Source organism: Pseudoduganella rhizocola (assembly GCF_045984285.3).
Lineage (GTDB): Bacteria > Pseudomonadota > Gammaproteobacteria > Burkholderiales > Burkholderiaceae_D > Rugamonas.
On record NZ_JBJQIK030000008.1, the window covers coordinates 65,190 to 89,164 of the forward strand.

General features: G+C 63.7%; 18 protein-coding genes. 8 read left to right on the top strand and 10 right to left on the bottom strand.

Going from position 1 to position 23,975, the window contains the following annotated elements; translation table 11 throughout:
- Positions 1-18 precede the first annotated feature (18 nt).
- A complete protein-coding gene (locus ACJRPG_RS17690; protein ID WP_408001419.1) occupies positions 19-540 on the bottom strand; it encodes a hypothetical protein in 522 nt (173 codons plus the stop codon).
- Between the two features lie 50 nt (positions 541-590).
- Positions 591-2,225, bottom strand: coding sequence for a glycoside hydrolase family 43 protein (locus tag ACJRPG_RS17695; protein ID WP_408001420.1), 1,635 nt, complete (start codon positions 2,223-2,225; stop codon positions 591-593).
- 142 nt (positions 2,226-2,367) lie between these two features.
- Between ACJRPG_RS17695 and ACJRPG_RS17700 the strand changes: the two genes are divergently transcribed.
- Positions 2,368-3,306: a retroviral-like aspartic protease family protein gene (locus ACJRPG_RS17700; protein ID WP_408001421.1), complete on the top strand. Its 939-nt coding sequence runs from the start codon at positions 2,368-2,370 to the stop codon at positions 3,304-3,306.
- A gap of 145 nt (positions 3,307-3,451) precedes the next feature.
- Positions 3,452-4,621, top strand: a complete 1,170-nt coding sequence (locus ACJRPG_RS17705) for a DUF445 domain-containing protein (RefSeq protein WP_408001422.1) — start codon at positions 3,452-3,454, stop codon at positions 4,619-4,621.
- On the opposite strand, the gene ACJRPG_RS17710 is transcribed toward ACJRPG_RS17705, so the two are convergent.
- Positions 4,611-5,516 (bottom strand): LysR family transcriptional regulator, encoded by a 906-nt coding sequence (locus ACJRPG_RS17710; RefSeq protein ID WP_408001596.1) that lies wholly within the window; start codon positions 5,514-5,516, stop codon positions 4,611-4,613. The genes ACJRPG_RS17705 and ACJRPG_RS17710 overlap by 11 nt on opposite strands.
- Positions 5,517-5,619: 103 nt before the next feature.
- Here ACJRPG_RS17710 and ACJRPG_RS17715 point away from each other — a divergent pair, with 103 nt between their 5' ends.
- Together ACJRPG_RS17715 and ACJRPG_RS17720 are read left to right on the top strand one after the other, a co-directional pair.
- Positions 5,620-6,477: an NmrA family NAD(P)-binding protein gene (locus tag ACJRPG_RS17715; RefSeq protein ID WP_408001423.1), complete on the top strand. Its 858-nt coding sequence runs from the start codon at positions 5,620-5,622 to the stop codon at positions 6,475-6,477.
- A gap of 15 nt (positions 6,478-6,492) precedes the next feature.
- Complete coding sequence (locus ACJRPG_RS17720; protein ID WP_408001424.1) at positions 6,493-6,780, top strand: YkgJ family cysteine cluster protein; 288 nt, start codon at positions 6,493-6,495, stop codon at positions 6,778-6,780.
- A 4-nt stretch (positions 6,781-6,784) separates the two neighbouring features.
- On the opposite strand, the gene ACJRPG_RS17725 is transcribed toward ACJRPG_RS17720, so the two are convergent.
- From ACJRPG_RS17725 to ACJRPG_RS17755, 7 genes are all read right to left on the bottom strand, one after another.
- Positions 6,785-7,240 (bottom strand): GNAT family N-acetyltransferase, encoded by a 456-nt coding sequence (locus ACJRPG_RS17725; protein WP_408001425.1) that lies wholly within the window; start codon positions 7,238-7,240, stop codon positions 6,785-6,787.
- Complete coding sequence (locus ACJRPG_RS17730; RefSeq protein ID WP_408001426.1) at positions 7,237-8,040, bottom strand: hypothetical protein; 804 nt, start codon at positions 8,038-8,040, stop codon at positions 7,237-7,239. The genes ACJRPG_RS17725 and ACJRPG_RS17730 overlap by 4 nt, the downstream gene beginning before the upstream one ends.
- Before the next feature lie 94 nt (positions 8,041-8,134).
- On the bottom strand, positions 8,135-9,187 hold the full coding sequence (locus ACJRPG_RS17735; RefSeq protein ID WP_408001427.1) for a LacI family DNA-binding transcriptional regulator: 1,053 nt from the start codon (positions 9,185-9,187) through the stop codon (positions 8,135-8,137).
- A 12-nt stretch (positions 9,188-9,199) separates the two neighbouring features.
- On the bottom strand, positions 9,200-10,525 hold the full coding sequence (gudD, locus tag ACJRPG_RS17740) for a glucarate dehydratase (protein ID WP_408001428.1): 1,326 nt from the start codon (positions 10,523-10,525) through the stop codon (positions 9,200-9,202).
- Positions 10,522-12,741: a glycoside hydrolase family 3 N-terminal domain-containing protein gene (locus tag ACJRPG_RS17745; protein WP_408001429.1), complete on the bottom strand. Its 2,220-nt coding sequence runs from the start codon at positions 12,739-12,741 to the stop codon at positions 10,522-10,524. The genes gudD and ACJRPG_RS17745 overlap by 4 nt, the downstream gene beginning before the upstream one ends.
- A gap of 6 nt (positions 12,742-12,747) precedes the next feature.
- Positions 12,748-14,565, bottom strand: coding sequence for a glycoside hydrolase family 2 protein (locus ACJRPG_RS17750; protein ID WP_408001430.1), 1,818 nt, complete (start codon positions 14,563-14,565; stop codon positions 12,748-12,750).
- A gap of 94 nt (positions 14,566-14,659) precedes the next feature.
- On the bottom strand, positions 14,660-17,053 hold the full coding sequence (locus tag ACJRPG_RS17755; RefSeq protein ID WP_408001431.1) for a TonB-dependent receptor: 2,394 nt from the start codon (positions 17,051-17,053) through the stop codon (positions 14,660-14,662).
- Between the two features lie 258 nt (positions 17,054-17,311).
- Here ACJRPG_RS17755 and ACJRPG_RS17760 point away from each other — a divergent pair, with 258 nt between their 5' ends.
- The 4 genes from ACJRPG_RS17760 to ACJRPG_RS17775 all read left to right on the top strand — a co-directional run bounded on the left by ACJRPG_RS17760 (position 17,312) and on the right by ACJRPG_RS17775 (position 23,970).
- Positions 17,312-18,133: an NAD-dependent epimerase/dehydratase family protein gene (locus ACJRPG_RS17760; protein ID WP_408001432.1), complete on the top strand. Its 822-nt coding sequence runs from the start codon at positions 17,312-17,314 to the stop codon at positions 18,131-18,133.
- 139 nt (positions 18,134-18,272) lie between these two features.
- Positions 18,273-20,462, top strand: coding sequence for a BT3233 family polysaccharide utilization protein (locus ACJRPG_RS17765; RefSeq protein WP_408001433.1), 2,190 nt, complete (start codon positions 18,273-18,275; stop codon positions 20,460-20,462).
- Between the two features lie 80 nt (positions 20,463-20,542).
- Positions 20,543-22,930: a TonB-dependent receptor gene (locus ACJRPG_RS17770; RefSeq protein WP_408001434.1), complete on the top strand. Its 2,388-nt coding sequence runs from the start codon at positions 20,543-20,545 to the stop codon at positions 22,928-22,930.
- A 206-nt stretch (positions 22,931-23,136) separates the two neighbouring features.
- Positions 23,137-23,970 carry an undecaprenyl-diphosphate phosphatase gene (locus tag ACJRPG_RS17775; RefSeq protein ID WP_408001435.1) on the top strand — a complete coding sequence of 278 codons (834 nt, stop codon included), beginning with the start codon at positions 23,137-23,139 and terminating at the stop codon, positions 23,968-23,970.
- Positions 23,971-23,975: the final 5 nt, after the last annotated feature.

The window sequence follows — 23,975 nt, forward strand, 5'->3', positions numbered from 1 at the left end:
GCGGCTATTCTAACCGCATTAGGCCGGATTATGCACGGCCTTGCATCGTTCGAGCAGCAGGCCGTGGATGCGGCCCAGCTCGGCGCTCAGCTGTCCATGCCGGGCAACAAGCTCGTCCACGTGCTGCTGTTCGCCCGGCAGGCCGTCCTGCCTGCCCTGTTCGGCCAGCAGGGCGTAGCGTACCTCGGCCTGGTTCTTCTCCCAGTCGGTCATATGAATGGCAAGGTCGATGCGTTTCAGCTCGGCGCGCAGCTGGGCCGCCTCCTGCGCCGACACCAGGCCGTGCGTCGCGGACGCCACGATGGCCTTGTCCAGCACGTTGCGCGCGCGGGTGTGGGCGCAGGACAGCTGCTGGTCCCGCACCGCTTTCGAACACAGGCCGACGCGCACCATGCCGGGGTCGCTCTCAACCGCTCCATCACGGCGCCGGATGCCGTTCTCATCCATGAGCACCCGTTCATGCACCAGCCGGCATGGCAGCGCGCGCAGCGCGGCCAGCTCGGCGTGCAAGGTGGACAGGGTTGGGGTTTCCGTTTTCATACGGGCAGCATACCTGCGCAAGCCTGGCCGCACAACGGCCGGCGGCCGGCTCAGGGCGCGACGCGGAAGTAATCGATGTCCGCGTAGCCGCTGCCCGCCTTGCTGCCGACGCTGAACAGGCCCATCTGCGCCCCCACCCAGCGCCCGCGGGTGAGGGCGAACGCCGCACCGGCCGGGCTGTAGCGCCTGTCGTCCGTGCTGTAGAAGAAGCTGGCCTGGCCCGCCTCCACCCGCATGCGCAGGAAGATGGCCGATGGCGCCTCCTCCAGCACCGTCGTCACTTCCTCCTTGCACGACAGCGCGGCAGAGCCCGTGTCCACCTTGGGGTCAGGCACCTTTGTGGACACGGACTGGACTGTGCAGCGGGCCAGCACCAGCTGGCTGCGTCCGGCGTGCTGGCGCAGGCCGAGCCAGGCGGCGCCGAGGGCGTTCATGATGAGGCCGGCACGGTCGCCTTCGGCTGCCGATTTCAGTTCGATACGGGTATCCACCGTGAATGCCGGGGCCGGCAGCTTTTGTGTGAGGATGCTGGCGGCGCGGCGCACGGCGTCGTCCGGCGCGGCCTGGGTATGCAGGCGCAGCCAGCCGGGACGGGCCGACAGCGAATACTGCCCGGGCCGGGGATTGGCATTCCATTGCCATTGCAGGCCCAGCCTGTTCCCCTCGAATTCATCGCCGGCGGCAGGCGCGGTCACGGGCTGGCCGCTGATGGGCTTGCGCCATTGCGGCACCGGGTTGCCAGCCTGCCCCATCAGCGGCCAGTCGTCCTGCCACTGCATGGGCTGGAGGTGGACGATGCGGCCGTAGGCCTGCCGGTCCTGGAAGTGGAAGAACCAGTCGCTGCCGTCCTGCGCCCTCACCCATGCGCCCTGATGCGGGCCGTTGACCGGCGTTGCCCCCTGTTCAAGCACGATGCGCACCTCGTAGGGGCCTTCGATGCTGCGCGAGCGGAACACGCTCTGCCAGCCCTCTTCCACGCCGCCCGCCGGCGCGAAGACGTAGTACCAGCCGTTTTGCTTGTAGAGCTTGGGGCCTTCCAGGGTGCGATAGCCTTTGAGCTGGTTGCCGTCGATGACGATTTTGCCTTGTTCATCGAGCAGGCGGCTGCCGTCCGGCGCCATGGCGCGCAGCGTGAGCACATTGTTGAAGCCGGCGCGGCTCCTGGCCCAGGCATGCAGCAGCCAGGCCTTGCCGTCATCGTCCCACAGCGGCGTGGGATCGATGATGCCTTTGCCGGGCAGCAGCAGGTGCGGTGCCGTCCATGGACCGGCGAAGTTCTCCGCCGTCATCACGTAAACGCCGAAATCCGGATCAGGATAAAAGATCCAGAACTTGCCGTCGTGGTAGCGCAGGCAGGGCGCCCACACGCCTTCGCCATAGCGCGGCTGGGAGAAAGGGGCATCCGGCACCAGGCGCGGCAGGGCGTGGCCGACGAGGGACCAGTTCACCATGTCCTTCGAGCTCAGCAGCGGCAGGCCGGGCACGCTGTTGAAGCTGGAGGCCGTCATGTAATAGGTGTCGCCGACGCGGATCACGTCCGGGTCGGAATAGTCGGCATGCAGGATGGGGTTGCGGTAGCTGCCGTCGCCCGCGTCCGCGTTCCATGCGGCGCGCGGCGCCTGTGCATGGGAAGAAGCAGCCAACGCGGCGAGCAGGCAGAAGATGGCAACGCGTGCGAGTTTCATGGGCTGAAGTGGGAGTTTGGTCAGGCCAAATCCTAAACTGGCTAGGCCAAAGACACAAGCCTCTCATGCGCAGTGAGAATTTGAGAGCTTCTGGAGGGCATCTGGGGCGCATAATTGCGTTCTCACCAATACTCTATCCATCATGAAACTGTTTCGCTCCATCATGCTTGCCGCCGCGCTCGGACTCCCGACGCTGGCACTGGCACAGAACAGCTGCAAATTTACTGAACTGCTGAATCTCCCGGTTTCCAAGATGAAGAACAGGGTTTCGCTGGAAGTCGCTGGCGAAATTAATGGCAAACCCGTCAGCATGGGCCTGAGTACCGGAACCTTCCGGACCTTCGTGATGCGGCCTGAAATGGAAAAACAGGGCGTGCCTCTCGAAGAAACAAGGGATAGCGTGCGCAATACCAAGGGCCGGCAGCTGGTGTACGAAGCGCTGCTGCGCGACGTTTCCATCGGTCCGCTGCGCAGCGAGAACCAGCGCTTCCCTGTCGTTCAGCCGGCCTCCCACACCGCATTTGCCGCCGTGCTCGGCGCCGACTTCCTGCTGCAGACAGATGTGGAGCTGTTCCTGAGCAAGGGACAGGTCAAATTCTTCCGGGCGGCAGACTGCGCCGACCGCGGCTTGTCGTATTGGGATCCGGATGCCATCGTCGTGCCCCTGCTGAGGAAGGACCGCGACGCCCGTCCGCTGATCGATGTGACGATCAATGGCGTGAAGGGCCGTGCCTTGCTCGATACGGGAGCCGCACGATCGACGGTACTGCTGCATTTCGCCCGGCTGGCAGGGTTTGATCCGCACAAGGCCAAGGAAACCGCGAAGTACTTCGACGCTTTCCAGCCGGAAGACGTCAAGCTATGGAAAGGCGATTTCGTGGAATTCGCCATCGACAGCGAAGTTATCCGCCAGCCGGAACTGGTGGTGAGCTCCCGCATGCGCGACCGCGATAGCGCCTATGACATGATCCTGGGCCTTGATTTCCTGATGGCGCACCGTATCCTCATCTCCGTCAGCCAGGAAAAAGTCTATCTCAGCTATGTGGGGGGCGATGTATTTTCCAGCGCCAATAAGTGGTAGGCCTTATGTGAACTGAGGAGCAGACGGCTGGGCATGGCGGGGCGACAATACCTTATCGAAGCCATCGTTGATCACCATGCCCGATCGAGATCCCGCCCGGCGCTTGCGCCGGAACCGGCAGCTGGCGACAGGCCTGCTGGTGTTGATGACAATGCTGTTTCTCGCTGCCCGCTCGCAGGAGCAGCACTACCCCTGGCTCGCCTTCGTGGCGGCGTTCGCGGAAGCCGCGATGGTCGGCGCGCTGGCCGACTGGTTTGCGGTGACGGCCCTGTTCCGCCATCCGCTCGGCCTGCCGATTCCGCACACGGCCATCATCCCGCGCAACAAGGACCGCATCGGCGCCAATATCGCGGACTTCCTCGAACATAATTTCATCACGCATGAAGTGCTGCGCAGCGAACTGGCGCAGGTGGATTTCGCCGGCGCCGCAGCGCGCTGGCTGGCGCAGGAGCAGAACAGCCGCGCCGTGGCCGAAAAACTGGCGGGAACGGTGCCCCTGCTGCTGCGCATGGTGGAGGACCGCGATGCGGGCGAGTTCGTGCGCAAGGCCATGGCGTCCGCGCTGCGCGAGGTGCAGCTGGCGCCGATGGCCGCCAACATCCTGTCCGTGCTGGTGGCGGGCCGCCAGCATGTGCGCATGCTGCAGCGTGTGCTCGGCATCGTCGCCCGCACGCTGGACGAGAACCGCGACTACCTGCGCCAGAAAGTCCATGAGCACAGCCCGCGCTGGATGCCGCGCGCCATCGACGACAAGTTCTTCGAACGCCTGATGAACGGCCTGCAAAGCATCCTGGACGACCTGGGCGACGAGGACAGCGAATGGCGAGCCCGCTTCCAGCAGGCGCTGGATGAACTGATCGAACAGCTGGCGCACTCCCCGGAATATGAAGAGAAGCTGCGCGGCTGGCTCGCTGCCGGCCTGGCGCATCCGGTGTTCCGCGATTACGTACGCGATGTGTGGGAAGACATCCGCGAGCGCCTGCATGCGGAAGCCGCCGATCCCGCATTGCGCATCACCGCGCATGTGCAGCGCGCGCTGGCTGCATTCGCGCGCACGCTGCAGGAGGACGCGGCGGCGCGCGAGCGCCTGAACGGCTGGCTGCGCGGCTTCACCACGGACGCGGTGGTGGAACGGCGCGGCCTGATTGTGGCCGTGGTGCAGCGCGTGATCGATAAATGGGACGCGCAGACCATTTCGCAGAAGGTGGAACTGTACCTGGGCAGCGACCTGCAGTTCATCCGCATCAACGGCACCCTGGTGGGCGGGATGGTGGGCCTGCTGCTGTATTGCGTGTCCCTGCTGCTTACCCGCTGAGCGAACTCACGAAGTCGAGGAAGGCCGCCGTCTTTGCGGGAATATACTGGCGCGAGGGGTACAGCGCATACAGGGGAAAGCGTTCGTCCGGCCAGTCCGGGAACAGGTCAACCAGCTTGCCATCTTCCAGCAGTTTCTCCGCTCCCAGGATCATCATCTGCGCGATGCCGTGCCCCGCCAGGCATACGCTGTGCAGGGTGCCCGCATCGTTCAGCACCAGCTGTCCCGGCGGATCCAGCTCCAGCTTGCGGCGACCCTTGTGGAATTCCCAGCTGAAGGGGCGGCCAGACTGCGGATCGCGGAACAGGATGCACACATGCCTGCCCTCCGCCAGCTCCTGCGGCGATGCCGGCCTGCCGTACTGTTTAAGGTAAGCCGGCGCGGCGACGGTAACGATACGGCTTTCCAGCAGCTTTCGCGCCACCAGGCTGGAGGAGCGCGGAAAGCCGAAGCGCACTGCGAGATCGAATCCCTCGCCCACCAGGTCGCCCAGCTGGTCGCGGTTGACCATCTCCAGCTGCAGCTCCGGGTGTGCGCGCAGGAATGCGCCAAGGCGCGGTCCGAGCATCAGCCGTGAAAAGAAAGGATCGATATTCACGCGCAGCCTGCCGCGCACCGTGCTGCGGCCCAGCGCGGCCGCACTGGTGGCCTCTTCCAGCTGCTCCAGCAGCGGCAGCACCTGCTCGTGGAAGCGCCTGCCTTCATCGCTCAGGGACACATTGCGCGTGGTGCGCTCGAACAGGCGCGCGCCGAGCCGCTGCTCGAGCCGGGCAACTGCGCGGCTTACGCCGGAGGGCGTCATGTCCAGCATATCGGCGGCGCGGGCGAAGCTGCCGGCATCAACGATAGCCAGCAGCACGCGCAGGCCGTTCACTATCTTTTCATCGAGGGTCAGCATTCCTGATTTTCAGTCATCAATCATGTGATTCCCATGCTATCGCGAAATCAATGCCGTGGAAAGAAAATGCTCCCATCGTAATCAGCAAAGGAGGAACATCATGTACGCTGTAATGGGTATCACCGGCCAGGTTGGCGGCGCGGTAGCGCGCGCACTGCTGAAAGCAGGGCAGAAAGTGCGCGCCGTCGTGCGTGACGAGGCAAAGGGCGCCGTGTGGCGCAACCAGGGTTGCGAGGTGGCCGTGGCGGATATCGGCAATCCCTATGCGCTGCGGGATGCCTTGTCGGGCGCGCAGGCGGTATTTGCCATGCTGCCGCCGCTGTTCGACCCGGCGCCGGGCTACCCGGAGGCCTCGGCGATGATCCGTTCTCTGCGCGCCGCACTCGAAGTGGCCCGCCCCGCCAAAGTGGTCGCACTCTCGACCATCGGCGCTGCGGCGGCGCAGCCGAACCTGCTCAACCAGCTCGGCATGCTCGAACACGAACTCCGGGAGCTGCCCATGCCGGCAGCCTTCGTGCGGGCCGCCTGGTTCATGGAGAACTTCGCCTGGGATATCGCCACTGCGCGCAGCAGCGGAACGCTGCACAGCTATTTGCAGCCCCTGGACCGCGCCATACCGATGATTGCGACTGCAGACGTGGGTGCCACCGCCGCCGCACTGATGCAGGAAGACTGGCAGGGCAAACGCATCGTGGAACTGGAAGCGCGGGAACCTGTCAGCCCGGCCTTTGCGGCGCAAACCCTCGGCCGCGTTCTGGGGCGCGATGTGCGGCCGCAGGCCGTGCCGCGCGACAGCTGGCAAGCGCTGTTCGCGGCGCAAGGCATGCAGCATCCTCTGCCCCGCATCCAGATGCTGGACGGCTTCAACCAAGGCTGGATTGCCTTCGATGGGCAAGGAGAACAGCGCTACGGCGAAACTACGCTGGAGACCGTGCTGGCGGGGCTGGCAGCGGCGTAGCGGTAAAATACGGGGATGAACTGCCGCGATCACTGCGGGGCGTGCTGCATCGCCCCTTCCATTTCAAGCCCTATCCCCGGTATGCCGAACGGTAAGCCGGCAGGGGTGAAGTGCATCCAGCTCGACGAAGACATGCGCTGCAAGATCTTCGGCCATCCCGATCGCCCGCAGGTTTGCGGCTCGCTGCAGCCGAGCGAAGAGCTGTGCGGCGACACGCGCGAGCAGGCCTTGCGCTGGCTCGGCCACCTGGAAGACGCCACGGCGCCGGAAAGTCAGCCCACCAGTTCGACAGCAACTTTATAGCTGCTCATTGCAGCGCCTTGCGCTGGAATACGGTGGCTTCGGGATTGTCGTTGTAACGCTCGCAGTCCTGGTAGCCGCGCTTGCGGTACAGGCGGATGGCGGCATCCAGGCCGGCCTTGCTGTCGAGGTAGATCCAGCTCCGGCCTTCAGCGGCGGCGTGCGCTTCCATCGCATCGAGCAGGGCTTCGGCGATGCCGAGGCCGCGGTGCTGCGGGCGGACATAAAGCCGCTTGCATTCCACCGCGCCGCCGACCTGCGGCAGCGGCAGCGGGCGCAGAGCGACGCAGCCGGCCGGCGCGCCGTCCACATAGGCCAGCCACAGCGCCGAGTCCGGCGCGCTGAGGAAGGCCTTTACGCCATCCGGCGTGTCGCGTACGACGACGTTGATGGCTTCGAAGTATTCGTTGAGGAGGGCATGCGTGTCCTCCAGCTGTTCGAGGGTGGCGCGGATGATCTTCATGGTGCGGCCAGTGTAGCAGCCTTGCTGCGCGATTGCAGCGGGGTGCTGGCCTGGCCGTGGGTGGAAAAATCGATGCGCGACATCGCAATGGCGCTCTCCATTGCCAGTGCTGCCGCGGCGCCGGGTTCGAACTGGTGCCGGTAGCGCTGCAGCGCTTCCTGGATCGCATAGGCGTAAGCCACCGGCCACTGGTCCGGCGCGGAGCAGAACTTCATCACCATGGGCTGGAAGGCGGGCCATTGCGCACGCAGGTACAGGAAAGGCAGGTCGCGCGGCGCACGCGGGCCGCGCTGGCGCGGCTTGCCGAAGTCCGGCGTGCCGATGCTGCCGGCAACGTGGTGGAACAGTTCACCGACGTCCGGCAGCGTTTCGAAGCCCGCCTGGCGCGCGCCATCCATCAGCAGGCACCAGACGGCGCTTTGCGATTCGGCCAGCATGGCGTCCACGCTGTCGCTGCGGTAGTAGGTGCGCCCGTCCGCGCCCTGCGTTGGAGAAAGCAGGGGTGCGGGCGCAAGGCCGCGCGCGGTGGCCTGGGCCCGCACCGCGGTCTGGCAGGCATATCCCGCCAGCGCGCCCAGTGCGCAGAACAGCGATTCGGCATGCACACCCGTCTCGGTAGCGAGCATATTGCCAAGCCGGCGCAGGATCTCCTTGCTGGCAATGCGGGCGCCGATCAGCGGATCCTGCGCCCGCATTTCGACGATCTGCCGCAGCAGGACTTCTTCGATCGGGCTGGCCGAGGGCCGCGCAGGCGCAGCCCCCGCCCCGCCGCCGAGCGAGGTGAGGATTTTTTTCAGCATGTGAGGAAGTGTTATTTATTTATCGTTTTGCTCAAGTATAGCGAACGATGGCGACGGAATAGTCACCCTTTCTCACTGCCGGGGAAATAAATGCTCAGGCGCTGTGGCGCTCGATGATGGTGAATCCCACGTCGCAGACCGGGTCGGCCACCGGTTTTCCCTCTGCGCGCTGGATGATGTAGCGCGCTGCCGTCTGCCCGATCAGGGTGCCGTCAACCCGTACCGTGGTCAGTGCCGGATGCAGGTCTTTGGACAGCGCGAGGTCGCCCAGGCCGACCACCGCCAGCTGCTGCGGAATGGCGATGCCCTGCGCCTGCGCTTCGATCATCACGCCCAGCGCCACCATGTCCGAGCTGCAGAAGATGGCGTCGATGCCGGGATGCTGCGCCAGCAGGGCGCGCAGCCCTTCCCTGCCGCTTGCCACGGAACTCGGCGCGGGAACGATATGCGACGGCACTGCAGCGTTGCCGCCGGCCACGCCAAGCGCACACGCGGTATCGGAATAAGCCTTGTTACGGCGCGCGGCACGTTCGTCGTCCGCAATGATGGCGGCGAGATGGCGCCTTCCACGGCGATGCAGGTATTCGGCCACCGCCGCGCCTACCTTCTCGTGCGAGAAGCCAACCAGCATATCGACCGGCGTTGGCGTGAGGTCCCACGTCTCGACCACGGGAATGCCGCTGGCGGCCAGGCGGCGCCGTGCCAGCGGCGAACGCATGATGCCGGTAAGGACCACGCCATCCGGGCGGCGTCCGATGATCGCTTCCAGCAGCGCATCCTCGCGCGATTCCACATAGCCGGACTGGCCCAGCATCATCTGGTAGCCGGAAGCGGCCAGCGTTGCCGTCAGCGCCTGCACCGTTTCCAGGAAAACGGAACCGGTGATCGTGGGCACCAGCGCGGCGACCAGGCGGCTCTTGCGCGAGGCCAGGCCGCCGGCCAGCAGGTTGGGCACATATCCGGTGCGTTCCACCGCGTCGCGCACGCGGGCCAGGATCTTGTCCGACACCGCTTCCGGCGTATTCAGCGCGCGGGAAGCGGTGATCGGCGCCACGCCGGCCATTTTTGCTACGTCGCGCAGGGTCAGGCTCTGGCCCTTGTTGCGCTTGCGTTTTACGGGTTGGGTGGGCTTCTTGTCATCACTCATGCACCGATTGTATCAGCGCACAAGGCAGGGGCGCTTGCTGTCGAAAGTCCAGCCGGGAATCAGGAACTGCATGGCGACCGCATCGTTGCGTGCGCCCAGGCCCATGTTCAGGTAGCGCTGGTGCGCCGCCTCCACCTCGGCCATGTCCAGTTCCACGCCGAGCCCGGGCTTCTTCGGCACGTCCACCATGCCGCCCACGATCTGCAGCGGCGCTTTGGTCAGGCGCTGGCCATCCTGCCAGATCCAGTGCGTGTCGATGGCCGTGATCCGGCCCGGCGCCGCGGCGGCAACGTGGGTGAACATCGCCAGCGACACGTCGAAGTGGTTGTTCGAATGCGAGCCCCAGGTCAGGCCCCATTCATGGCACAGCTGGGCCACGCGCACCGAACCCTGCATGGTCCAGAAGTGCGGGTCGGCGAGCGGAATCGTCACCGACTGCAGCTGGATGGCGTGGCCAAGCTCGCGCCAGTCGGTCGCGATCATATTGGTGGCGGTCGGCAGGCCCGTGGCGCGACGGAACTCAGCCATCACTTCGCGGCCGGAATAGCCGTTCTCCGGACCGCAGGGGTCTTCGGCATAGGCCAGCACATCGCCCTTGTCGCGGCACAGGCGGATGGCGTCCTTCAGCAGCCAGCCCCCGTTCGGGTCCAGCGTGATGCGGGCATCGGGGAAGCGTTCGGCCAGCGCGGTAACAGCTTCCATCTCTTCCTCCCCGCGCAGCACGCCGCCTTTCAGCTTGAAGTCCTTGAAGCCGTAGCGCTTGTAGGCCGCTTCGGCCAGCGCCACCACCGACTTCGCATCCATCGCTTCTTCATGGCGCAGGCGCAGCCAGTCGTCTTCCGCCTGTTCATCGCTGTCATAAGGCAGGTCGGTGCGGCGGCGGTCGCCGATGTAGAACAGGTAGCCCAGCATCGGCACCTTGTCGCGCTGCTGGCCGTCGCCGAGCAGCGCAGCCAGCGGCACGTTCATGAACTGGCCCACCAGGTCGAGCAGCGCGCATTCGATCGCCGTCACGGCGTGAATGGCAATGCGCAGGTCGAAGGTCTGCTGGCCGCGGCCGCCCGCATCGCGGCTGGCGAAGGCGCTGCGCACGCTGTTCAGCATGGCGTTGTGGTGGCCGATGGGCTGCCCCACCAGCAGAGGTCCGGCGTCCTGCAAGGTCTGGCGAATCGCTTCGCCGCCCGGCACTTCGCCAACGCCCTGATTGCCGGAACTGTCCGTCAGGATCAGCAGGTTGCGCGTGAAATATGGCGCATGCGCGCCGCTCAGGTTGAGCAGCATGCTGTCGCGGCCCGCTACAGGAATAACGCGCAGGGAAGTGATGGTTGGTGTGTTCATTTTTCGAGAAGGCGGAGTGGCAGTTCGGCACGGATGTCGTCAGATGCGCTGCCGACCATCAGCTTGAAATCCCCGGGCTCGGCGCCCCATTTCAGTTGAGTGTTGAAGAAGGAAAGCGTGTTGCGGTCAATCGTGAAACTGATGCGGCGCTGTTCGCCCGGCTGCAGGCGCACCTGCTGGAAACCCTTGAGCTCCTTCAGCGGACGCACGACGGAGGAGACCAGGTCGCGGATATACAGCTGCACCGTCTCAGTACCGGCCGCCTTGCCGCTGTTGGCGATATCGAACGAGAGCGTGATGCTTTGGCCAGGCCGCATGGTGTTGCTGCTGAGGCTCGCACCGGAGTATCTGAAGCTGGTATAGCTCAGGCCATGGCCGAAGGCATAGCGCGGCGTGTTCACCGAATCGATATAGGCTGATTTGTAGACGATGTTTTTCTCGTCCAGCACCGGGCGGCCCGTCGAGTACTGCGCGTAGGACAGCGGCAGCTGGCCCATATTGCGCGGGAAGGTGACGGGCAGCTTGCCGGACGGGTTGTAGTCGCCGAACAGCACATCGGCCACGGCATTGCCGCCCTCGGTGCCGGGGAACCATGCGTACAGGATGGCGTCCGCCTGGTCGGCGATGGTATTGAAGATCAGCGGACGGCCCGCCAGCATTACCACGACCACCGGCTTGCCCGTGGCCTTGATGGCCTCGAACAGCTTGTTCTGCTGGCCCGGAACGCCGATATCGGTGCGCGATTTCGCCTCGCCGCTCATGTCCCAGGTTTCGCCGATGGCCAGCACCACCACGTCCGCGTCCTTCGCTGCAGCGACGGCGGCATCCAGCCCATCCATCGTGGCGCAACCGGGAGCGCAAGCGGCAGCGTGCGTCACCGTTGCGCTGCCGGCGCGGCGGCGGATGCCTTCGAGAATGCTCACGACATCTGCACGCTCGCCCTGCACTACCCAGCCGCCCTCAAGGTCGCGCTTCGAATCGGCCAGCGGACCGATGACGGCGATGCGCTTCGCGCCGGCAGCGAGCGGCAATGCATTGTTATCGTTCTTCAGCAGCACCATGGATTTGCGCGCCACGTCGCGCGCTATCTCGCGGTGCTTCGGGTCGTTCAGCGCAGCCTGCTCGCGCGCCGCATCCGAGAACCTGTAGGGATCGTCGAACAGGCCGAGTTCGAACTTCTTCACCAGCACACGGCGCACTGCATCGTCCAGCAGCTTCGCCTGCACCTTGCCGGACTTCACCGCATCGGCCAAGTGCTTCGTATAGGCATAGCCTTCCATATCGATATCGCTGCCCGCGTTGAGCGCCCTGGTGGCGGCGTCCGCCAGGTCGGCCGCATAACCATGCGGCACCATTTCCTTGATCGAGGCCCAGTCGCTGACGACAAGGCCCTTGAACTTCCATTCTCCTTTCAGGATATCGCGCTGCAGGTGCGCGCTGCCCGTGGCCGGGATGCCGTTCAGGGTGTTGAAGGAGTTCATGAAGGTTGCCGCGCCTGCGTCCAGCGCTGCCTTGAACGGCGGCAGGTAGACTTCGTGCAGCTGCTGCTCGCTCATGTCCACCGCGTTGTAGTCGCGGCCTGCAATCGCGGCGCCATAGGCGGCGAAGTGCTTGGCAGTGGCCATGATGGCGTCCGTTCCGCCCAGCTTCGAGGTCTGGAAACCCTTGACGCGGGCACGCGCGATCTGCGAGCCAAGGTAAGTGTCTTCGCCTGCGCCTTCCATCACGCGGCCCCAGCGCGGGTCGCGCGAGATATCGACCATGGGTGCGAAGGTCCAGTGGATGCCGGAGGCAGCGGCCTCGATGGCGGCCACGCGCGCGCCCTGCTCGATCGCTTCCAGGTCCCAGGAAGCGGCTTCGCCCAGCGGCACCGGGAAGGTGGTCTTGTAGCCGTGGATCACGTCAAGGCTGAACAGCAGCGGGATACGCAGGCGCGACTGCAGCGCCAGCGCCTGGATTTCGCGCGTCTCCGCCACGCCCTTCACGTTCAGCATGGAACCGACCTTGCCGGCGCGGATATCGGCCAGCTTGTCCGCAAACTTACTGCTTTCGGGACCGGTGAACTGGCGGCCGGACAGCTGGTGCAGCTGGCCAACCTTCTCTTCCAGCGTCATCTTCTTCAGCAGCTCATTCACCTTGCGGTCGATCTGCGCGTCCTGCGCAAAGGCGAAGGACGGCAGCAATGCGGCAGCCAGGAGGTGGCGAAGTTTCATCATGTCTCCTTATTTCTTGTACTGCTGTTCTTTTTTGTCGTAGTAGGACTTCAGCGTATGGAAGGCCTGCTTGCGTTTGCCGGTTTCCGAAATCAGGCCCTTGCGGTTCCAGAAGTCCTGGTAGTAGGGATGCGGACGGCGCGGCGAACGGAAGTCCACCAGCACCCACGGCGTCATGCCGCGCAGGCCCGGAATCGCCTCCAGCATCTTGAACTGGTTCTTGTAGAGCTGGTCCTGGTATTCCTCGCTCCAGCGCGTGTCGCTGTCGCCGTGGAAGCCGCCCAGCGCATCGGCGCCGAATTCGGTAATCATTACCGGCTTGTTGTAAGGGATGTTGAAGTGGAAGTTCAGCATGTCCTTGTTGCTGGCCCAGTACCAGCCTGCGTACTCATTGAAGCTCGCCAGGTCCAGCTTGTCCGCCAGCGGATCTTCCACCGTCACCTCGGAACCCTTGCGGTGCACTTCCAGCGCGGCGCCGATCAGGCGCGTGCCATCCAGGCCGCGCGCGGCGTCGGCCAGCTTGCTCATGAAGACGTTGCGCGGCTCGCTCACCGGCGTTTCGTTACCGATGGACCAGACCACGACGCTGGCGCGGTTCTTGTCGCGCACGATCAGGTCCGTCAGCTGCTTGCTGGCGTTGGCGTAGGTATCGGCGTTCTCCCAGGAGATGGTCCAGTACACAGGAACCTCGGCCCACACCATCAGGCCCATCTCGTCCGCCAGCCGTATCATCTCTTCGCTGTGCGGGTAGTGCGCCAGGCGCACGTAGTTGCAGTTCATGTCCTTCGCCCACTGCAGGATCATGCGCATGTCGCCGGAACCGCGCAGGCGGCCGGGGATCAGCGGATTTTCATCGTGCACGGAAACGCCGCGGAAGAAGACGGATTTGCCGTTAAGAAGAATATCGCGGCCGCGGGTTTCGATGGTGCGGAAGCCGATGCTGTCACTGATCCTGTCGGTGGCGGCGCTGATGTTCACCTTGTACAGCTTCGGATCTTCCGGCGACCAGTAGCGCAGCGATTTCACGGGAATGCTGATGGCGGCCCGGCCATTGGCATCGGTGCGCACGGAAGTGCGCAGGCCCGCTTCCGGAATATCGATGGTCACGGACTGCTCGGCCTGTGCCCCGGCCAGCTGCACATAGCCTTCGATGCGTTTCAGGTCGCCCTTCGCCAGCTGCACCTTGTAGTCGGCGATATAGGTCGCCGGCACTTCGGCCAGCAGCACGTCGCGCGTAATGCCGCCGTAGTTCCACCAGTCGGTGCTCACGGTAGGAATCTCGTCCTGGTGGCGCGTGTTATCCGCCTTGACGATGACCGTGTTCTCGCCCGCATTCAGCTTGCCCGTCACCTCGAACTGGAAAGGCGTGAAGCCGCCTTTGTGGCTGCCCAGCTTCTTGCCGTTCAGGTAGACATGCGATTCATAGTTCACGGCGCCGAAGTAAAGGAAGTAGCGCTTGCCCTCCCTGGGCGCCGCATTGAAGCGCTGGCGCAGCCAGACCGTGCCTTCGTAGAACTCCAGCTTCGTGTTTTGCGAGTTCCAGTCGCCCGGCACGGCCATGGTCTGCGCCAGGTCGAAGCTGTATTCGATGGTTTCGCCCTTGTCCTTCTGCTTGCGGTCGTCATAGAAGCCGCCGCTGCCGCTTGCCGACTGGTCGTGCGGCTTGCGGCGGTAATCGTAGTAACCCGTCTCATAGGGGTCGATGATGTAGTGCCAGCGCCCGTTCAGGCTCTGGTGCTCGCGTCCATAGATATTTTGCAGCTGCGCATTTGCCAGTCCGCTCGCCAGCCAGAGGCAGGCTGCCAGCCATTTCAGAGTTTTTGTCACCGCCATCTCCTGTTTATTTTTGGTACCGCTACCAATTCTACCTAAAAAAACTGCCGTGGCGCAGAAAATACGCCACGGCACAAGGCAGAGAGAATCAGAACTTCACATCCAGACGCGCACCGACGTAGCGGAAAGCGTCACGCGCCGGCACCCAGCTGGTGGTCGTTACATTGACCACAGGGTTCGGGGCGCGCGAGCTCCAGCTGCCGCCGCCACCCAGGCCGGCGTTCGCATAGCGATGGTCGAACAGGTTGTTCACGAAGAAGGTGAACTTGTACTTGTCCTTCTTGTCGCGCACACCGAAGCCCACATTGGTCAGTGCGTAGCCCGGAACGCGGTTGCCCGGATCCTGGTTCAGGTTCGTGATCACTTCCGAGGTGTAGCGGGTGTTGAAGGTCATGAAGCCGTTGAAGCTGTAGCTTGGCAGGCGCAGGTCGTATTGGCCGCCGATGTTGATCTTCCATTTCGGCGCGTTCGGCATCTGGCCGCCCGAGATGTCCTGCGTATTCTGGTTGCCGTACAGTGGATTCTTCAGCACGCAGGCTGCATTGAAGCCGCCGTTGGTGCTGCCGGTCACGTTGTAGCAGGGCGCATTCTTGAAGTCGGAGATCGAAGCGCGGGTATAGGCGATGCCTGCGTTCACCACCAGGTCTTCCACCACCAGCGCCGACACATCCAGCTCCACACCCTTGGTCTCCACGCCGCCCACGCTGTTCAGGCGGGTGACGTAGGTGGTGGTGCCTGGCAGGTAGCTGCCGGAGTTCTGCTGGTAGTCCTTGAACTTGCTGAAGAAGGTGGCCAGGTTCACGGTCAGGCGGTTGTTGAAGAAGTTACCCTTCATACCTGCTTCAACCGTCTTCGCCGTTTCCGAAGGCACCGGCTGTTCCGCAGCGGTGGCCGCGTTCAGGCTGGAGGTCAGGTCGTAGGCCATGCCTTTGTAGCCGGTGGCGCCCATCACGTAGCCCATCACGCCTGGCGTGAACTGCTTCTGCAGGCTCAGTTTACCGGTGACGGCGTTTTCGCTGTTATCCGTGCTGGAGAACACCTCGGTCGGCACGAAGGCGCCCGGCGGCGGCAGGCCTTTCGAGAAGATGTAGCCCGACGTCTCGCGGTTGAAGCGCAGGCCGGCCAGCAGGCTGTAGGTCGGCGCGAAGTCCCAGGTCAGCTGGCCGTAGGCGGCGCGGTTCGAGTTGGTGGTGCTGGTGTCGTAACGTGCGGGGGTGGACAGTGCCACATCGCGGTAGCCGCGGGTGAATTCGCGGGCGATGCTGTTCCGCGCATACCACAGGCCTGCCACATAGCGCACGGTGCCGCTGTCCGGCGAAATCAGGCGCAGTTCCTGGCTGCGGCTATCCACTTCGGTAACGCCGTACTGCACATAGCCTGCGTTGGCGCCGGCCGGCTTGCCGTTACCCAGCGGGTAGTAAAGCAGGGTTGGCGCATCCACGAAGTCCTGGTCGCGCGTGTCGTCCGCCGTGTAGTGCGACACGGAGGTGATCGAGGCCAGCGTGCCGCCGTTCGGCATGGACCAGGTGACTTTCAGGCCTGCGCCACGGTCGGTCGAATCCTGGCCGGTGCGGTCGTTGTTGCGGATGTTGACGTTGTCGGCGCTTGGCGTGATGCCGGCCAGCAGCTGGCTGGCTGGCAGTTGCGGGATATTGCTCAGCAGGCCGCCGGTGGCCGGGGTCATGCTGGTCAGCGCGATGGCGCAGCAGGTACGCTCGGAACGGTTGATGCGCGGCGAGAAGTCGATGTCGATATCGTCGGTCAGGCGATAGCTCAACTTCACCATCAGCGATTTATCGCCGCTGCCGTTGGCATGGCGGCCCGTGGTCAGGTTGTACAGCAGGCCGGGGAAGCGCTCGTTGCTGGCGGAGATGCGGAACCCGAAGCGGTCGGTGAGCATGCCGCCGTAGCTGCCGCTCAGGCGCCATTCACCGTCTTCCGTGTACATGGTGCTGGCCTTGCCGGCCAGCGGGCCGGAGATCGGCTTGGTGGTGATATTGATCGCACCGGCGATGGCGGCCTTGCCGAACAGGGTGCTCTGCGGGCCTTTCAGGATCTCCACGCGCTGCAGCTCGGCCAGGTTCTGGAAGGCCTTCACCTGCATGCCCATCGGGATATCGTCCAGGATCACCGACACGTCGGCTTCCACGCCGATACCGATCGAGGTGGTGCCCACGCCGCGCAGGTTGATGCCGTTGTTCTGCGGCGTGGTGCCGTAGGTTACGCTCAGCGCCGGCGACAGGTTGATCACGTCTTCGATGTCGCGCACATTGTTGTTCTGGATGACGCTTTCGCTCAGCACCGAAATCGCCATTGGCACGTGTTCGAGTTTTTCAACGCGCTTGTTCGCGGTAACGACCACGGTTTCCAGGCCGCCCGATTGTGCTCCGTCCTGGCCCCATGCCAGCGCAGGCAGCGCCAGCGCCACGGCGAAGGCCATCGGCGTGAGGCGGCTATTCATCCCATATTTCACTTGTTGCATCAAGGTCTCCTTGTTCACTTCGTCTATTTAATGCTGCACGCTTTCGCATTATTTGGAAAACGTTTAACCGGATGGTAGATCATTTCTCAACACAGAACAAGCTCGCTGTCGTAAAAAAAGCACGCCTTGTGGAAGATCGGCGACAGGCATGGCCTTTGGTGCGCTGCAAAATCGCGGGCCTTCGCTGCCAATTGACTCGGACAAGATTTTCGATATACTGAGTTAAACGTTTTTCTTCCGAACCCATAAAAACACACTATGACCACGACAACGACAAACAAACCCTTCAAGCGCCTGCTGCTGACCGGCGCCGGCGGTGGCCTGGGCCAGGTGCTGCGCGACCGCATCAAGCAATGGGCCGACGTGGTGCGCATCAGCGACATCAAGGACCTGGGCCCTGCCCGCGAAGGCGAAGATGTCATGCAATGCGACCTGGCCGACCGCGCCGCCGTCATGAAGCTGGTGGAAGGCTGCGATGCGATCCTCCATTTCGGCGGCATCTCGGTCGAAGACCGCTTCGAACCGATCATGAACGCCAACATCCTCGGGCTGCACTACTTGTACGAAGCGGTGCACAAGTTCGGCGTCAAGCGCGTGGTGTACGCCAGTTCCAGCCACACCGTGGGCTTCTACAAGACCACCGATATCGTGGACGCCGACATGCCGCTGCGCCCGGACGGCTTCTATGGCCTGAGCAAATGCTTCGGCGAGGCGCTGTCGCGCTACTACTATGACCGCTTCGGCACCGAGACGGTGTGCATCCGCATCGGCTCGTCCTTCCCCGAGCCGCGCAACCCGCGCATGATGGTCACTTATCTCGACTACGACGACCTGCTGGAACTGCTGCGCTGCTCGCTGTTCACGCCGCGCGTCGGCCACACCATCACCTTCGGCACCTCGGACAACGACGTCCGCTGGTGGGACAACCGCAAGGCCTCCCACCTGGGCTACAAACCGAAGTCCAGCTCCCGCCGTTTCGCCGCGAACTTCCCCGACACGGCAGAACGCCCTGGCGCGGACGACCTGCCCACCATCTACCAGGGCGGGCCCTTCGTCACCGCCGGCCCGATGTACGAATAGCCAGTACCGGCCCTGACACCATGGTGCCTGACCCCATGGTGTCAGGGTTTTTGTTCCTATCAGAATGGTAGCGGTGTCATTCTTCACCGCAATTATAAATGGAAAGCTTTCCAGACTTTCCGGCACAAAGGAGACCGAAATGAAGCATCCACGCCTTGCCACCCTCGCCATCGCCGCCGCACTGGCCTGCAGCGCTGCCGCTTATGCACAAAGCCCTGCGCCGCAGCCTGCGCAGGCCGCGGTGCAGCTGTCCGCCGCCGTGGCGCCGAAGGCGGTGCTGGCCGCCATGGAGCGCGTCGCCGACTGGCAGCTCGCCAATCCAAGCCGCCACCGCACCACGGACTGGACGCAGGCCGTGGGCTATAACGGCATCATGGCGCTGGCGAATATCTCGGGCGACCGGAAATACCGCGACGCGATGGTCGCCATGGGCGAGAACAATGGCTGGAAGCTTGGTCCGAACCATTACCACGCGGACGACCATATCGTCGGCCAGACCTACGCCGAGCTGTACCTGCAGCTGCGCGAGCCGAAGATGATCGAGGGCCTGCGCGCGCATTTCGACGATATCCTCGCCAATCCGCGCGAAGGCACGCTGGACTTCACCGTGAAGGGCAACCAGGACCGCTGGTCCTGGTGCGATGCGCTGTTCATGGCGCCGCCCGCATGGATACGGCTGTGGGCCATCACCGGCGACCAGCGTTACTTCGACCTCGCCGTCAATCACTGGTGGCGCACCTCGGATTACCTGTACGACAAGGAAGAACACCTCTACTACCGCGACAGCAACTACTTCAACAAGCGCGAGGCCAATGGCCAGAAGGTGTTCTGGAGCCGGGGCAACGGCTGGGTGATGGGCGGCCTGGTGCGCATGCTGCAATACATCCCGGAAGGCCATCCGGCACGCGCCCGTTTCGAACAGCAGTTCAAGGAGATGTCGGCCCGCGTGCTCGGCCTGCAGCAGGAGGACGGCCTGTGGCGCGCAAGCCTGCTGGATCCGGCCACCTATCCGATGAAGGAGTCCAGCGGTTCCGGCCTGTACACCTACGCGCTGGCCTATGGCGTCAACCAGGGCATCCTGGACCGCGCAAAGTATGAACCGGCGGTGCGCAAGGCCTGGGCTGCCCTGGTCGGCAATGTGGCGCCGGATGGCAAGCTGACCCACGTGCAGCCTATCGGCCTGGCGCCGAAGTACTTCGACAGCGATCTCACCGAAGTCTATGGCGTGGGCGCCTTCCTGCTGGCGGGCAGCGAGATGTACCGCATGGCGGCGCTGGAAAAAACGAAGCCGTACCAGGTGAGCGTGACGAATCCCGGTTCCACGGTGCGCGACGACGAACTGGCCGAGGCAAAGCTGCCGAAAGGCCTGCGCAATCCGGTGGTGATGGATGCGCACACCTCGGCCATCGTGAACTCCCAGCTCGCCGGCGACCGCATCCTGTTCCCGGTGAACCTGGCGGCGGGCGAAACGCACCGCTATTTCCTGCTGCCGAAAGAGCGCCTGGCCACCGTGCCGCCGGCCGATGTGAAAACCCATGCGCGCTTCGTGCCTGAACGCCTCGACGATTTCGCCTGGGAGAGCGACCGTATAGCGCACCGTACCTATGGCCCGGCCATCATCAAGGATCCGAAGGAGCAGCTGGTCAGCAGCGGCATCGACGTGTGGGTGAAGCGCACTCGCGCGCCGGTACTGGACAAGTGGTACAAGGCGGGCAACTACCACAAGGACAACGGCGAGGGCATGGACTACTACCATGTCGGCAGCACGCGCGGCTGCGGCGGCACCACGGTCTACGTGGACGGCAAGTTCCACAACTCTCGCAACTTCGAAAGCTGGAAGGTGCTGGCGGACGGCCCGCTGCGCTCCGTGTTCGAACTGCGCTTCCCTGCCTGGGATGCGGCGGGGCGCAAGGTCAGCGAAGTCAAACGCATCTCCATCGATGCGGGCTCCAACTTCAGCCGCGTGGAAAGCCGCTTCACCGCCAGCGGCAAGCAGCCGCTTCCCGTCGGCGTGGGCATCGTGCAGCGCGAAGGCGAAGGCAAGTACCGCAGCGACGACAGTGCGGGCTGGATGAGCTACTGGGAGCCGCAGCACGGCGAAGACGGCAACACCGCCTGCGCCGTGCTGATTCCGGGCGGCGCCACCGGCTTCGCCAACGCGGACAAGCACTACCTCGCGCTCGGCAACGCCACGCCGGGCAAACCTTTTGTGTACTACTTCGGCGCTGGCTGGAGCAAGAGCGGCGACTACGCCGACGCGGCCTCCTGGGAAGCAGGTGTCAGCAACTTCGCCCAGCGTGTGAAGACTCCCCTCGTCGTCAAACCATAGAAAGGAGGATCCGTTTTACCAGGAATCACCTGAAGCACCGGGCCGCAGCCGCGGTCCGCAATAATAATCAGGAGACTTATATGCAATCTGTAAAACAGCGGCGGACCTTCCGTCCGTTGCCCCTCGCTGTAGCCGCCGCACTGCTGGCCAGTGGCGCCGCCCAGGCCCAGACTCAGGATGCGGCCGATAGCGGAAAACTCGAATCCGTGGTCGTTACGGCCAATAAACGCGCCCAGAACCTGCAGGACGTTCCTGCATCCATTACGGTGCTGGGCGATGCGATCCTGCAGCGCTCCAACGTGCGCGAGCTGGAGGACATACCCAGCCTGTCCCCCGCGCTGACCCTGTCCTACGGCACGCAGCCGGGCAACTTCAGCATCAATATGCGGGGCGTGGGCACGTTCTCGCTCGGCATCGGCGTGGAAGCCGACGTGGCGGTGATTGTCGACGATATCCCGCTCGGCATGCAGGCCAACGCCTTCAAGGACCTGGCCGATGTGAACCGCATCGAAGTGCTGAAAGGCCCGCAGAGCACCCTGTTCGGCAAGAGCTCCATCGCCGGCGCCCTGAACATCACCACCAAGCCGATCGGCGGCCCGGTCAAGACCAATACCACCCTGCTGGTGACGGAGGACGACGAGTGGCGTGCGGGCGTTAGCGTCTCCGGCGCCGTATCGGATACGCTGCGCATGCGCGTGGCAGCCAGCAAGACCAGCTACAAGGGCACGCTGAACAACCTCACCACCGGCGGCAAGCTCAATGGCAGCAAGGGCGAAAACATCAACGCCAAGTTCGAGTGGAAGCCGACCGACGATCTGACCTTCACGCTGACGCCGCGCTACAACCGTACCGAGAAATTCTGCTGCACCAATGCCTTCAGCTCAATGACGCCGGGCGGCATCTATCGTAACGCGCCGCAGCTGCCGCAATCCGTGGTCCTCGCGGGCATCAACATCAATCCGGACAACCGCGATATCCGCAACGACTATCCCACCGGCGGCAAGTTCCATGACTGGGGCACCGGCCTGAAAGTGGACTATGCCTGGGGCGACCACACGCTGAGCTCCATCTCGTCCTACAGCAAGTACCACATGGACGACTACCAGGACAACGACGATACCGATATCGACATCCTGCAATTCCTCACCCTGCAGGACGGCTCGCCGACCAATATGCATGGCGGCCTGTATCAGTATGGCGTGTTCAATGTAAAGTCCACCACCCAGGAATTCCGCCTCACCTCGCCGGACAAGGGCGCGCTGCGCTACGTGGTCGGCCTCTGGTACGGCAAGAACTACCTGAACCGCGAACTGGCCAAGGCGCCGCTGATCTTCAACTACGGCACCAACTACGGCGCCGATGCATGGAACGTCAACAAGGCGATCTACGGCCAGGGCAACTGGGACTTCCGCCCGGATACCAGCCTGATTGTGGGCGCGCGCTTCAACGACGAAGACACCGGCTACAACTTCCGCCGCTACACGGTGCCGCCGCAAGCAATTGTGACGACGGAGTTCTATACCAAGGCAGACAGCAACACGAGCCACACCTGGAAGCTGGGCCTGGAGCACCGCCTGAACCGCGACGCCATGGTCTACGGCACCATCTCCACCGGCCACAAGGGCGTGGCCTATGACCTGACCTCCGGCTTCACGGCGGCGCTGGCGAAGAAGGACGCGGTGCCGGCCGAATCGGCGCGCAGCTATGAACTGGGCTGGAAGCAAAGCCTGTGGGACAACCGCGCCATGTTCAGCATGGCCGTATTCCAGACCAACTTCCGCAACTTCCAGCAGTCGGCAGGCTTCTTCGACTACGACGGCATCTTCCGCACGGCCCTGAACAGCCTTGGCGGCTTGCGTACGCAAGGCTTCGAGGTGGAAGGCAGCGTGCGCGTTACGCCGCAGCTGCAGCTGAACGGCAGCCTGGCCTACACGGAAGCGACCATCCGCGAGTTCAGGAATGGCCCCTGCTACAACGTCCTGAATGCCGCCGGAACCGGCTCCACGCCCGGCCCTGGCTGCGTGCGCAGCCCGGAATTCAACAACACCAATGTGCAGGACCTGGCGGGCAAAACCCTGCCGAATGCGCCGAAGGTAAAAGTGAACCTGGGCGGCCAGTACGACATTCCGCTGGCATCGCAGAACTTCAACGCCTTTGTTTCGGGCACCACGCGCTTCCAGAGCCGCACGCAGTTCTCGCTGAACCAGGATCCGATGACCATCCAGGGCGCTTACAGCATCACGAACCTGAGCTTTGGCATCAATGACAAGAAAGGCCGCTACAAGGCTTCCTTCTTCGTCAATAACCTGTTCGACAAGCGCTATGCCGCGGGCCTGAACAACAGCATTGCCAACAGCAACTGGAGCCCCAAGGCGCCTAATGTGCCGCTTGCCGTCAATACGACCGCCTGGCTGCCGCCGCGCGACTTCGCTCGCTACTTCGGCGCCCGGCTCGATATGACGTTCTGAACCCGGCAACGCATGCCGGTCTCCCCTGCGCCGTCCACAATGCATCGTGGACGGCGTTTTTTTTCGCCCCCGCATCCGGATTGCGTCAAAACGCCCGCCACGGGACTGCGCTACGCTTGAGCAGCGTGCCTTCGGAATAGCGGGCGTGGTAAGCTTCGTGCCCGCGTAGTGTCGCCCCTTCCCGAACCGCTTTTATAAAAATCGCAATGGATATCGTTCTTGCACTGAAGGCCCTGATTATGGGTCTGGTTGAAGGCTTTACCGAATTCCTGCCCATTTCCTCTACCGGCCACCTGATTCTGGCCGGCAGCCTGCTCAACTTCACCGGCGAGAAGGTCAAAGTGTTCGAGATTGCGATTCAGGCGGGCGCCATGCTGGCGGTGATCTGGGAATACCGCGTGAAAATCGGCAGCGTGCTGGCGGGCGTGTTCAGCGAGCGCAAGGCGCAGCGCTTCCTGATGAATATCGTGATCGCATTCCTGCCTGCCGCTTTACTTGGCTTCATCTTCGCCAACGCCATCAAGGCCAGCCTGTTCGCCCCGGTGCCGGTGGCGCTGGCCTTCATTATCGGCGGCTTCGTCATCCTGTGGGTGGAGCGCCGCGCCAGGCTCAATCCCGTATCGGTGCGCGTGCATTCGGTGGACGACATGACGGCGCTGGACGCCATCAAGGTGGGCTGCGCCCAGGCTTTCGCGCTGATTCCCGGCACCAGCCGTTCCGGCGCCACCATTATCGGCGGCATGCTGTTCGGCCTTTCGCGCAAGGCCGCGACGGAATTCTCCTTCTTCCTCGCGATTCCAACGCTGCTGGGCGCCACCTTCTATTCGCTCTATAAGGAACGCGCGCTGCTGTCGGCGGCCGACCTGCCGCTGTTCGGCATTGGTACAATATCGGCCTTCGTGTCGGCCTTTCTCTGCGTGCGCTGGCTGCTGCGCTATATCAGCACGCATGATTTCACGGTGTTTGCCTGGTACCGCATCGTCTTCGGACTGGTGGTGCTGGCAACCGCCTACTCTGGCCTGGTAGTGTGGGCCGAATAGACATA